The organism is Ensifer sp. M14 (assembly GCF_003355565.1).
Classification (GTDB): domain Bacteria; phylum Pseudomonadota; class Alphaproteobacteria; order Rhizobiales; family Rhizobiaceae; genus Ensifer.
In genome coordinates, this window is the sequence record NZ_QJNR01000004.1 from 3,944,343 (window position 1) to 3,955,862 (window position 11,520).

10 protein-coding genes are annotated in these 11,520 nt (G+C 61.5%); 6 read left to right on the forward strand and 4 right to left on the reverse strand.

Translation table 11 applies throughout. The annotated features are described in order from the left end of the window. Window positions 1–79 precede the first annotated feature (79 nt). On the forward strand, window positions 80–646 hold the full coding sequence (locus tag BLJAPNOD_RS19200; protein WP_077498095.1) for a DUF6101 family protein: 567 nt from the start codon (window positions 80–82) through the stop codon (window positions 644–646). Window positions 647–1,127: 481 nt separating this feature from the next. Here BLJAPNOD_RS19200 and ubiA read toward each other — a convergent pair whose 3' ends face one another. The 3 genes from ubiA to BLJAPNOD_RS19215 all read right to left on the reverse strand — a co-directional run bounded on the left by ubiA (window position 1,128) and on the right by BLJAPNOD_RS19215 (window position 3,949). Continuing rightward, window positions 1,128–2,087 carry a 4-hydroxybenzoate octaprenyltransferase gene (gene ubiA, locus BLJAPNOD_RS19205; protein WP_115420825.1) on the reverse strand — a complete coding sequence of 320 codons (960 nt, stop codon included), beginning with the start codon at window positions 2,085–2,087 and terminating at the stop codon, window positions 1,128–1,130. A 75-nt stretch (window positions 2,088–2,162) separates the two neighbouring features. Continuing rightward, on the reverse strand, window positions 2,163–2,930 hold the full coding sequence (locus BLJAPNOD_RS19210; RefSeq protein ID WP_244611026.1) for a MipA/OmpV family protein: 768 nt from the start codon (window positions 2,928–2,930) through the stop codon (window positions 2,163–2,165). A gap of 203 nt (window positions 2,931–3,133) precedes the next feature. Continuing rightward, window positions 3,134–3,949: a helix-turn-helix transcriptional regulator gene (locus BLJAPNOD_RS19215; protein WP_077498098.1), complete on the reverse strand. Its 816-nt coding sequence runs from the start codon at window positions 3,947–3,949 to the stop codon at window positions 3,134–3,136. A gap of 108 nt (window positions 3,950–4,057) precedes the next feature. Here BLJAPNOD_RS19215 and BLJAPNOD_RS19220 point away from each other — a divergent pair, with 108 nt between their 5' ends. The 5 genes from BLJAPNOD_RS19220 to BLJAPNOD_RS19240 all read left to right on the forward strand — a co-directional run bounded on the left by BLJAPNOD_RS19220 (window position 4,058) and on the right by BLJAPNOD_RS19240 (window position 10,882). Beyond that, a complete protein-coding gene (locus tag BLJAPNOD_RS19220) occupies window positions 4,058–5,257 on the forward strand; it encodes an MFS transporter (protein WP_077498099.1) in 1,200 nt (399 codons plus the stop codon). A 171-nt stretch (window positions 5,258–5,428) separates the two neighbouring features. Further along, window positions 5,429–6,469 (forward strand): spermidine/putrescine ABC transporter substrate-binding protein, encoded by a 1,041-nt coding sequence (locus tag BLJAPNOD_RS19225; RefSeq protein WP_115420826.1) that lies wholly within the window; start codon window positions 5,429–5,431, stop codon window positions 6,467–6,469. Further along, complete coding sequence (locus BLJAPNOD_RS19230) at window positions 6,466–8,829, forward strand: GGDEF domain-containing phosphodiesterase (RefSeq protein WP_115420827.1); 2,364 nt, start codon at window positions 6,466–6,468, stop codon at window positions 8,827–8,829. Before BLJAPNOD_RS19225 ends, BLJAPNOD_RS19230 begins: the two co-directional genes overlap by 4 nt. A gap of 147 nt (window positions 8,830–8,976) precedes the next feature. After that, window positions 8,977–10,248, forward strand: coding sequence for a phosphoribosylamine--glycine ligase (purD, locus tag BLJAPNOD_RS19235; protein ID WP_115420828.1), 1,272 nt, complete (start codon window positions 8,977–8,979; stop codon window positions 10,246–10,248). A 106-nt stretch (window positions 10,249–10,354) separates the two neighbouring features. Continuing rightward, the gene (locus tag BLJAPNOD_RS19240) at window positions 10,355–10,882 is read left to right on the forward strand and encodes a plant virulence effector HPE1-like domain-containing protein (protein WP_115420829.1); all 528 of its coding nucleotides are present in this window, start codon (window positions 10,355–10,357) and stop codon (window positions 10,880–10,882) included. A 131-nt stretch (window positions 10,883–11,013) separates the two neighbouring features. Here BLJAPNOD_RS19240 and BLJAPNOD_RS19245 read toward each other — a convergent pair whose 3' ends face one another. After that, window positions 11,014–11,517 carry a DUF523 domain-containing protein gene (locus tag BLJAPNOD_RS19245; protein WP_115420830.1) on the reverse strand — a complete coding sequence of 168 codons (504 nt, stop codon included), beginning with the start codon at window positions 11,515–11,517 and terminating at the stop codon, window positions 11,014–11,016. Window positions 11,518–11,520: the final 3 nt, after the last annotated feature.

The following is an 11,520-nucleotide window of genomic DNA, read 5'->3' on the forward strand; positions in this document are numbered from 1 at the left end:
TTCTCCAGCCCATAGAGGACGAAAAGTCCCGAAGAGAAGACCGGAAATCGGCTCTCAAGGAAAAACAAGGGCGATTGAAATGCGCAATACACTCTCTCAACCCGCATGGGTCGAAAATACGCTCCGGCTCGATCCGAAGCGTTTTCCTCAGCAGGCAAGCTACGTCCTGCGTGGCCACTCGGGCAATGTCACGATCAGCCTGGACGAGCGTGGCGCGGTTCTGCGCAAGGTGCTACCATCAAGCGGCCTGCCGCTTTCGATCGCACTGCCGGCGCGGGCATTCAAAGGGGTCGCGGCACGCGCGATCGACCACGGCGACGGAGACGTTACAGTGACGCTTGAACTTCATCATGACGATCCGGACCTTTGCGTTCCGTTGCTCGTCGCACATGATCTTTCCGACATAGCTGCCGATTGGCGCGCCTGGGCAGAAGCCTATCGCATCCCGATGCTGATGGTCGAAGCCGATGGTGTGGCCCGCGCTTTAGAAGAGCATCTCGGCGACGTGCGCACCGCGCCGATCAAGCCGCGACGCCGCCATTCCTTCTTCGCCGACCGCCGGCCACGGTTCCTGGTTCGCCGCTCCACCGGCCGGCTTGGCGTTGCGATGAAAATCGACGGGCGAGAAATCATCGCCCGCAGCTAAGTGTTCCCGAATTCCTCCAGTGCAAAAACCGGTCGTTCCCTGCGGCCGGTTTTTGTTTGCGGCCTACTGCATGTTTCCTTGGATCGCATTCAATCAAAGGATAAAAACGTAAAGCAATTCAAAGTGCTGTAGCGACCCTTGCGCGCCTGATAAGACGCGCAGCGCTATCGGTCAAAACGTCCACCATAAAAACCACGATGTTCCTTCGGAAACAGCCGCCTCGCCTTCTTCATGCCATATCAGGCCCATAGCCAAGATCACGAACGAAGGAGATACCCGATGCGCAAGCACCTTGCCGCCGCCATTGACGCAATCGTTGCAGTTCTCCGTGCGCGCACAGAGGCGAAGAAGCGCAAGGCTGCCAGCGCGATCAGCTGGGGCTGAGCGCTTCGGCTCCCGCCGATCTCCCGGGAAAGCACCGAGGACATGCCTCAAACATTTCGGACAGACCGCAGGGTCCTCCGCCAAGACGGAGGATTTTTCATATGGCGCGGACGAGCAGAGCCGCCACGAGCCCGACGAAGATGATCAGTCCCACAACACCGTTGAACTTGAACAATGCGAGGCATTGCGCCGGGTCGTGAATGTTCAGCACCAGGATCTGATAGATCAGAAGCACGGCAGCGACGCCCAAACCGAGATAGGCAAACAGCCCGGCGCCTGCCGCGAGAAATGACAACAGCATCAGCACGATCGCAAGGCCGTAGAGCCCGATCAGCCACGGGCGCGGGTTGTCGCCAAAGCGGCGCGCGGTCGACCGCACGCCGATCAGTTCGTCATCTTCCCTGTCCTGGTAGGCGTAGATCGTGTCGTAACCGATCGTCCAGGCGATCGCTGCGCCATAGAGCAGCACCGGCGCCAGCGAAAGCGTTGCGAACTCCGCCGTCCAGCCCATGATCGCACCCCAGGAAAATGCAAGGCCGAGGAAGAACTGCGGCCAGTCGGTGAAGCGCTTGGCAAAGGGATAGATTGCCACAAGTCCAAGCGACAGAATGCCGAGCGAAATGCTGAAGGCATTGAACTGCAGCAGGATCACCAGCCCCACGAGCGCCTGAAGCACCATGAAGGCCTTTGCCTGAAAGCGGGAGACCCGACCGGATGGCAATGGCCGCGAACGTGTGCGCGCCACTTCCATGTCGATGTCGTGGTCGATGATATCATTGAAGGTGCAGCCAGCCCCGCGCATGGCGATAGCGCCGGCGATGAAGAGGAAGCAATGAAAAACGAACCGACCGGCCGAGAACTGCCCGGCTGCCGCCGCCGCGCCCGAGGCCAGGGCGACCGACCACAGGCATGGCCACATCAGCAATTGCCAGCCTATCGGACGGTCCCAGCGAGCAAGTTGCGCATAGGGCCAGAGCGCGCGCGGCAACGCGCGATAGACCCAGTTGTTCGACGGCGCGTCGTGGACGCGCCCGGAATCGGCGGAGGACGTGTTCATGCCCCTGTTTGACGCCACGCGCCGGGACGGTCAAGCGGTTCGATGCCGCACCGTCCCGAAGCGAAGTGGCGCCGGTCAGTGAAGCGTGAAGTCGAAGCGATAGGTGGCCGACAGGCCGACGAGGACCTGGTTGCGGCTGCCGCGCTCGCGCACGAGGCTGGAGTCGGCGGCGGAACCCAGCAGACGGCGATATTCGGCATAGGCGCCGGTTTCGAGTTTCTCGGTTGCCTGCCAGTTGATCGCCGCGCCAACGCCGGCGGAATGAATGCCGCCATGCGGACTGTAGGTGCTGAGGCCTGACGCTGCCGATTCAGCATCGTTCACGCCGTAATAGGCGCCGAAATAGTCGCTGGTGGCGGCCGTCATCCGCGGACCTGCGGAAATACGGACATTGCTGCTGATGTCGGTAAAGGCATCCGCAGTGACATCGGCGACGATGCCGTGATGGCTCCGGATACCCTGGCGGACTTCCGCGCGCACGCGCAGCCAGTCAGCCGGATACACTTCGGCGAAACCGCCGAGCTCCCCGCCGAACTTGACCGGGGCTAACCCATTAAGATCGCTGGATGTGCCTGAATCGCGTTCGAAGATCAGCTTGCCTGCCACACCGGCGCGGAACCCGCCCTGATCGAGCAGTGCGTAGGACATGTTGTCGTTGCGCGAGGAGAAGCGAACGGTGCTGCCGGCCTTGCCGAGCGATACCAGCGGTGCGGCCTGGAACATGCGCTTGGAGGCGCCTTCATACTTCGGGCCGAGAAAGCCGGTTGCACCGACCTTCAAGTACCAGTCGCCGGACCAGAAATACTGGCCGTCACCAGCCGAGGCGGTGCCTGCGGACAACAAAAGGGTTCCAGAAAGGAGGAAAAAAGAACGGATACGCAAGGAACAACTCCGGAAGAATCATTCGCCGGGGCGAAGTTTGAACCGTGCCCCATGCGCCGGGCAGTGGCGCAATCTGAATGGGCACGGGGCGACTTATTGCCCCTTGTTCCTACGATTCCGTTAACCAGGTGAATTCAGCTCCCGTTTGCCATGCCGGCGATGCGTCACCGGCCCTGGTACATTTTCAGATAGTGGCTTGGGGCGCTCCCAAGCATGCGCCGGAACATTGTGGTGAAGGCACCGACGTTCTCGTAGCCGGCATCGAGCGCAACGTTGGTGATCGGTTCGCCGTCAGCCAGCCGCGGCAGCGATGCGAAAATGCAGGCCTGCTGGCGCCAGGTGACGAAGCTGACGCCTGTCTCGTTGCGGAACATCCGCGTGAATGTCCGGCGGCTCAAACCCAGCCGATCGGCCCATTGGTCGATGTTCGCAGTCGCCGATGGCGCGTCCAGGAATTGTCGGCAGAGAAGCGCCAGCTTCTGCTCTCGCGGAAACGGCAGGCCGAGCGGCCGTTCATGCAGAAGGGAGATCTCTTCGAGCAGAAGATCCATGATCAGTTGCTCCCGCCGCTCGGACATGGTCTCGCTCTCAACGCTGACCAAGGCATCGACCAGGCTGCCCGCAAGCGGCGTGATCTCCATGACCATCGGCCGCTCGGCACGCAGCAGCGACGGCGCGAAATAGATCGAGTGCATGCGCACATCGCTGATCATCTCGGTCGAATGCTCAACGCCGGCCGGGATCAAAAGCGCGTGTCCCGGTGGAACGAGCCAACGCCCGTGGGCGGTGCTCACAAGGACGACACCCTGGCGCGCCCACCACAATTGCGTGCGGGTATGGCTGTGCAGCGGAACGGTCAGGCCGGCACCGTAATCGCGGCCAAGGGCGAGCACGGCCGAGTTTCCGGCCTCGATCCAGTCCAGGTTCCGGAAATGGTCGGCGTCGGGCAGTTCGGGCAGGTTTACTCGATGGATCGGCATTGGCCCACTCGCGAAAGAACTCGACCACATCACAAAAGCAGGCCATGGGCAAGATCAGTAGAGATATCCGTCGCCGCACACAACCATCGAGACGGCAAGGAAACATCCATGGCAACGGTTACTTCAACGGGGAGCATAACCCCGGAAAAGACGGCATTTTCCGTCATCCTGGCAGTGAGCTTCTGCCACATGCTGAACGACATCATGCAGTCGCTGCTGACGGCGCTCTATCCCTTGCTCAAGGCGAACTATTCGCTCGATTTCGTGCAGATCGGGCTTCTCACCTTCACCTTCCAGCTGACCGCCTCGATGCTTCAGCCGGCAGTCGGCATCATCACCGACCGTTGGGCGCTGCCCTATTCACTGCCGGTGGCGATGCTGTCGACCTGCTCCGGCCTGATCCTGCTGGCCAACGCCCATGATTTCTCGATGCTGCTTCTGGCTGCAAGCCTGATCGGCGTCGGCTCGGCGATCTTCCATCCGGAATCCTCGCGGATCGCCCGTCTTGCCTCCGGCGGACGGCACGGCCTGGCGCAATCGCTGTTCCAGGTCGGTGGCAATGCCGGCAGCGCCATGGGGCCGCTGCTTGCCGCCTTCATCGTCCTCCCCTTCGGCCAGGGCAGCCTCAGCTGGTTCTCGATCGTGGCGATCATCGGCTTCTTCGTGCTCTCCTGGGTCAGCACCTGGTACGTGCGCCACCGCCGCTCGTCGATGAGCAAGCCGGCCCCGAGCCGCACGCTTCCGCTGCCGAAGAACCGCGTGATCTGGGCCGTTGCCGTGCTGGTGCTGCTGACCGCCACCAAGAATGTCTACATGGCGAGCATCTCCAGCTACTTCACGTTCTTCGTCATCGAGAAGTTCAGCGTTTCCGTGCAACAGGCGCAGCTGATGCTCTTCCTGTTCCTGGGCGCAGCCGCCGCCGGCACTTTCCTCGGCGGTCCGATCGGCGACCGTTACGGCGCGCGCTTCGTCATCTGGTTCTCGATCCTCGGCGTCATTCCGTTCGCGTTGATGCTGCCCTATGCGGACCTCTTCTGGACGGGCGTTCTGTCGATCATCATCGGCTTCATCTTCTCCTCGGCGTTTTCGGCTATCGTCGTTTTCGCGCAGGAACTGGTGCCGGGCCGCGTCGGGCTGATTGCCGGCGTCTTCTTCGGCTTCGCCTTTGGGTTCGGCGGCATGGGCGCGGCCCTTCTCGGGATTTTTGCCGACCGGCAGGGCATCGAGTTCGTCTACACCATCTGCTCCTATCTGCCGTTGCTTGGCATTCTGACAATCCTTCTGCCCAGGATGCCTGCGCGCCACTAGCACGCACATCGAGCGTATATTTTTCAACGGGCGCCGCCATGCGGCGCCCGTTCTGTTTTTTCCGCGTGCAACTACCATGTGCCAGTCCTGCTATTTCCCGCAGCCCTGCGTAATCATTCATCAATTTTTGCGCGCTACGGTCGCTGGATGGGAATTGGGCAAGGGTAGACAATGCGAAGGCGATCGGCGATTCCTGCCTTTTTGACGACGTTGCTTTTGGCAACGGCGGGGCAAGCCGAAACGCTCAACCTGCTGATCTGGGAATCCTATATCGATCAGGCGATCCTCGATCGCTGGACGGCGATAACCGGCGTCGGGATCCATCAGGTCTACTACGACAGCGGCGATACCCGCGATGAAGTGCTGGCTGATCCAAACAGCATTGTCGATCTGGTGGTGACCGGGGAGAACGGCGCCGCACTGTTCGGGCGCAAAGGCGTGCTGGAAGCGGTCGACGAAAGCAATGTGGCCTCGCTCAGGGACTATGACGAAAGCTGGCGCACGCGCTGCTCGAACCGTGGCCTGCCGTACCTCTGGGGCACGATGGGAATTCTCTATCGATCGGACATGCTGCCTGAACCACCGACATCCTGGCGGGACCTGATGCAGCCGGCTCCAGCACTCCACAAACACGTCGCCATGTATGACGATCACAACGAGGCCTTCGTTGCGCCGTTGATGCTGCTCGGCCAGTCGATCAACACCAATGAACCCGAAACGCTCAAGATCGCCTTCAACATGATGAAGGAACAGGCGCCCTCGGTTCTGACCTATGAATACGTCATCAGCTCGATCCAGAACCAGGCCATCGGCAAGGATATCCATCTGGCGCTCGGCTATAGCGGCGACCAGCACGTCCTGAACGAAAAGGCCGGCACACCCGACGTCTGGCGCTATGTCGTGCCCAAGGAAGGCACGCTTTCGTGGCTCGACTGCATGTCGGTCGTTGCCAAATCGCCGAACAAGGCACGAGCGCTCGCCTTCCTCGACTATATCGGCTCGCCCGGAAGTGCTGCCGCAAACGCGCAGGCGCTCAATATGCCGACGCCCAGCAAGGCCGCCTTTGCGCTTCTGCCGGACGCTATCCGCGCGGACCAGGCGATCTATCCGTCGCCAGACATTCTGGCCAAGAGCCAGTACCAGCAGGAACTGTCAACAACGTCGGTACAGCTGCGCCGGCGCATCATCAGCACATTGGCGAATTTCCAGTGACCCTCGGCAAGCGCGCACTCATCCTGATCTTTCCCGTGGTGCTGGCCGGCTACCTGCTGGCGGCGATTTCGGTCCATGTCACCCAGAGCCGCTCGATCCGGGCGCTCGAACACGCCAAGCTGTCGCAGCGGCTGGAACATGCCGCAGCCGTCTTCCAGAACGAGATCGGCCGCAGCAAGGGCTTCCTCAATGCGCTCCTCAACAGCAATTCGCTGCGCCAGTACATCTCCGAAACCGACAAGAACTACCGCGCCAATGCGCTCGGCGTGCGGCTGCAGGAAAGCGTCAAGTCGCTTTCCGACGACCCGATGGGCTACGTATCGCTGGCGATCCTGACATCGGACCTGCAGTCTGAGTATTATTTTGAGAACAGCTGGGATCCCTTCGCCGAAATCGACGATGCGCAACTCAACCTGTCGCGGCGACTGATCCGCGAAGAGAAGCTCGCCGATTGGACCTATCTCTCTGACGCCGGGCAGAAGGCCCGTATCGTCTATTCGTATTTCCTGGATCCCGTCACGTTCACGCGGCCGCTGCCGAGCAAGAAATCCGGTGCGCTGCTTATCCAGGTAGCAATCCAGCCGGACCGTTTCCTCGACATGCAGGGAACGCTCAAGCAGGAATACGGCGCCGACGTCGTGCTGCAGCCTTGGCCGCTTGCGGTCACCGACGATCTTTCCGCAAGCGTGCATCTCGGGCCATCGCTCTATGCCACGCTGACGGTTTCGAGCGAACATTTCGACCGGCTGATGGCGCAACAGAAACTGCTGCTCGCGCTTGGTGCCGTGGCTATGAGCCTGTTTTCGATCTGGCTGATCATCGTGCTCATCCGGCGGTTCATCACCGACCCGATCGCCACGCTCGACGCCAACGTCATGGCCGTCATGGTCGGTGCCCATGACGAGATCCGCAACATGGCCGAGAAGGGCGAGATCGGGCGGCTGACCGAAAACATCAGGGAGCTTCATCGCCAATCGGAACAATCGCTTAAGCTGGTGCAGCGCAGCTCCTGGACCGACACGCTGACCGGCATCAGCAATCGCGGTCATTTCAACGCGGTTGCCGCCGGCATCGTGCGCGAGGCCATTGTCTCGGGTGAAAAATGCAGCCTGCTGTTCATCGACATCGACAACTTCAAATTCGTCAATGACAAGCATGGCCACGAGATCGGCGACGAACTCTTAAAGACCCTGGCGACGCGGATCGCCGAGAATGTCGAAGCGATCACCGAGCGACGCGGCCAGAAGCCGGCGATCCTGGCACGGCTGTCGGGCGACGAGTTCGCGGTCTTGGTCCGGTCCCGGCCGGGAGACGGCACCGTGCGGGAAGTGTCTGCCGCCATCCTCGCGCTGTTTGAAGACGGTTTCGAAGTCTCGGGCAAGAGTTATCCGGTCACCGCCAGCATCGGCGCTGCCATCTGCCCCGACGATGCGACCAATCTTGCCGAGTTGATCTCGAATGCGGACGCGGCGATGTATCAGGCAAAGACCAGCGGCAAGAACCGCTCGTCCCGCTTCTCGCGCGCCTTGCACGACAAGCGCACGCGCCTGCGCCAGATCCAAGACGAATTGCGCTCACTCGATCCCGACGAACAATTCCATCTGGTCTACATGCCGATTGTCGATACCGATGGGCGGGTGACGGGTTGCGAAGCGCTTTTACGCTGGTATTCGCCGGTGCTTGGCAATGTGACGCCCGATGAATTCGTGCCGATCGCCGAAAGCTCCGGCCTCTTCACCAAGATCGACTGGTGGGTGATCAACCAGGCGATGTCCGACTGCGCGCAGCTCAAGGCGCTGTTTGGTCCCGATACGATCCTGGCGATCAATATTTCCTCGGCCGAACTGCATTCCAAGGCGATTGCCGACTATTTCTCCGATTGCCTCAACCGCCATGGGCTGCAGCCGCAATCAATCGAGATCGAACTGACCGAGACATTCGCCGTGAAATTCAGCGACCAGCTACGCCGCAACATCGACGAGCTTCGTCAAAAGGGCTTCCGCCTGTCGATCGACGATTTCGGAGCGGGATACACCTCGGTCCAGCAGATCATCGAATACACCGCCGATACAATCAAGCTCGACCGGGCGCTCGTCTCGAACCTGACCGCATCGCAATCGCTGCCGGTTCTAAGGGCGTTGATCGCGCTCTGCCACGCCAAGGACGTCGCCGTTGTCGGCGAAGGCGTCGATACGCCGGAGAAACTCGCGATGCTGACGGCTGCGGGCTGCGACCTGTTCCAAGGCTACCTCATCAGCAAACCGTTGCCTATCGAGGATCTCGGCATCTGGGCGCTGACGCGTACGGCCCGCTACGGCAACGAAAAGGATGATCGCAAGAACCAGCAGGCAATCGCCTGAACGCACTTTCACGCGTTTCATCTCCCAGCGCCTCCGATGAGGGCCTTACACCGCGGGAATCGTGCGCCACAGCCCCCTGCCCCCTTGACCTGACAGCCGCCTCGCCTTAACCGCAACGCAACAATTTCGGCATGTCGGGAGCAGGCAATGAAGGTTCTTCTGATCGGATCGGGCGGACGCGAACATGCGCTGGCATGGAAAATCGCGCAGTCGCCGAAACTGACCAAGCTCTACGCCGCGCCGGGCAATCCCGGCATTGCCGAGGAATCGACCCTCGTTGCGCTCGACACCGACAATCATACGGCGGTCGTTGAATTCTGCCTGAAAGAGGCGATCGACTTCGTCGTCGTCGGGCCGGAAGGCCCGCTGGTGGCCGGCCTTGCAGACGTGCTGCGCGGCGCCGGCATCGTCGTCTTCGGCCCGTCCGCTGCTGCGGCCCAGCTAGAGGGCTCCAAAGGCTTCACCAAGGACCTCTGCGCCAGATACGATATCCCGACCGGCGCCTACGGTCGCTTCACAGACGCCGAAACCGCCAAGGCCTATGCGCGCGCCCAAGGCGCGCCGATCGTCATCAAGGCCGACGGCCTTGCCGCCGGCAAGGGCGTCACCGTCGCCATGGAAATCGACGAAGCGCTTGCCGCGATCGACGATTGTTTCGACGGTGCCTTCGGTGCAGCCGGCGCGGAAGTGGTGGTCGAAGCCTTTCTTGACGGCGAGGAGGCAAGCTTTTTCTGCCTCAGCGACGGCAAGACCGCGCTGGCGCTCGCCTCGGCGCAGGATCACAAGCGTGTCGGCGACGGCGACACCGGCCCGAACACCGGCGGCATGGGCGCCTATTCGCCCGCGCCGGTCATGACGCCCGAGATGACCGAACGCACGATGAAGGAGATCATCGAGCCGACCATGCGCGGCATGGCCGAAAGCGGGCATCCCTTTTCCGGCGTGTTCTTCGCCGGGCTGATGATCACCGCCAAGGGGCCGGAGTTGATCGAGTACAATGTGCGTTTCGGCGATCCGGAATGCCAGGTGATGATGATGCGCATGAAGAGCGATCTCTTGCCGCTGCTCTACGCCGCTGCAACGGGCACGCTTTCGGGCATGGAAGCCGAATGGCGCGACGAGACGGCGCTGACCGTGGTCATGGCTTCAAAGGGCTATCCGGGCAGCTACGACAAGAACACGCCCATCGATGCGCTGCCGGCAGCCTCGGCGCAGACCAAGGTGTTTCATGCCGGCACAGCGATGAAGGACGGCAGCCTGGTCGCAACGGGGGGCCGGGTATTGAACATCACCGCCATTGGTGAAAGCGCGAGCGCTGCCAAGGATCGCGCCTATGCCAGCGTCAACGGCGTTTCCTGGGACAATGGCTTTTATCGCCACGATATCGGCTGGCGCGCGGTTGCCCGCGAGAAGGCCTAACCGCAATCGGCAAATGCGCCGAATCATTCAATTTTTACCAATTCTCCTGACTGGAAAGTAAGAGAGAAGACATATTCTCGCCGAGAACAAACTCGGGAGAAGACCGATGCGCCTGTTGCTGATCACCACCGCCGTTGCGCTTGCAGCCGGCAGCGCCTGGGCATCGTCGATCGACGCCGTCGTTTCCGGCCAAGCGGTCAACTCCAGTGTGGCGGCGGTGACCTGTCCACAATGCCCTCCCCTGCAGAACAGGAAGAAGATCACCTATGTGGTGCCCGAAATCGAGAAGGGCAGCGCCAAGGTCGAGCTCAAGGAAATCAACGGCGAGATGAAGCTCGTGCGCACCGAAGCCTGGCTCGGCGGTTCGCCCGTCGTTTTCGTCAGCAAGCCATCCGCGGATGTGATCAAGGCGGCATCCGGCGGAACGGGTCAGGCTGATGTGGCGACGGCTGCAGCTCTCGGCGACCTCGCAAACCCGGGCGATCATGGCGCGGTCGCACCCACGATCGACGAGACTGCCAAGACTGCCGCGGTTCAAACCATGACACAGGCGGGACCTGCCGTCGCGGCAGCGGCGACTGGCGAAACCTCACGGCAATTTGATCCGACCAGCCTCGAACTTCGGTTAAACTGAAGGCCTGAACGGGAAAGTTCCCTGCCCCAGTCAGCCGGCTCTGCATTCAAGGGCTGACGGGCAATTCGCTGAGAAAGCGAGAGATTGCGCCCCTGAGAGAAGCAGGGGCGCAATCTTCTTATCCAGCCTCATTATCGGGGTTCGCGCAGCGCATCGACCCGCTCGATCAAAGCTTCAATTTCCCTGTCCGAATAGACCTCGATGCCGTTCCTTGCGAGCAGCGCGGCGGCAACCCCCTGCCCAGCATGACGCGCGCCGGAAAACGTGCCGTCGTATACAAAGCCCGAACCGCAGGACGGGCTGCCATCGATCAACAGTGCGAAACGGCAGTCTGCTTCAAGCGCGAGCGACAGCGCATTTTCGGCGGCGGCAAGAAACTCACCGGTGACATCACGGCCGGTGTTCTCGACGACGGCTGCCTTGCCGTCGAGCACATCGACACCCGACAGGCCCGACGCGATCTCGGCCGGCGGGCGCGGCACCGGCATGCCGGCCGACATCTCGGGACAGATGGTAACGAGCCGACCCTCTTCGCGCCAGCGGTCTATGGCCGGGTGGACAAGCGGCTTCGACGCGCCATCGTAGCGCACCGCATGCCCCATGAGACAGGCGCTGACGAGGATCTTCGCCGTCATGCG

Coding starts and splice junctions, on each gene's coding strand:
- BLJAPNOD_RS19225 (WP_115420826.1), top strand. CDS start 5,429: ATGCGAAGGCGATCGGCGATTCCTGCCTTTTTGACGACGTTGCTTTTG.
- BLJAPNOD_RS19240 (WP_115420829.1), top strand. CDS start 10,355: ATGCGCCTGTTGCTGATCACCACCGCCGTTGCGCTTGCAGCCGGCAGC.
- ubiA (WP_115420825.1), bottom strand. CDS start 2,087: ATGAACACGTCCTCCGCCGATTCCGGGCGCGTCCACGACGCGCCGTCG.
- BLJAPNOD_RS19215 (WP_077498098.1), bottom strand. CDS start 3,949: ATGCCGATCCATCGAGTAAACCTGCCCGAACTGCCCGACGCCGACCAT.
- BLJAPNOD_RS19200 (WP_077498095.1), top strand. CDS start 80: ATGCGCAATACACTCTCTCAACCCGCATGGGTCGAAAATACGCTCCGG.
- BLJAPNOD_RS19220 (WP_077498099.1), top strand. CDS start 4,058: ATGGCAACGGTTACTTCAACGGGGAGCATAACCCCGGAAAAGACGGCA.
- purD (WP_115420828.1), top strand. CDS start 8,977: ATGAAGGTTCTTCTGATCGGATCGGGCGGACGCGAACATGCGCTGGCA.
- BLJAPNOD_RS19245 (WP_115420830.1), bottom strand. CDS start 11,517: ATGACGGCGAAGATCCTCGTCAGCGCCTGTCTCATGGGGCATGCGGTG.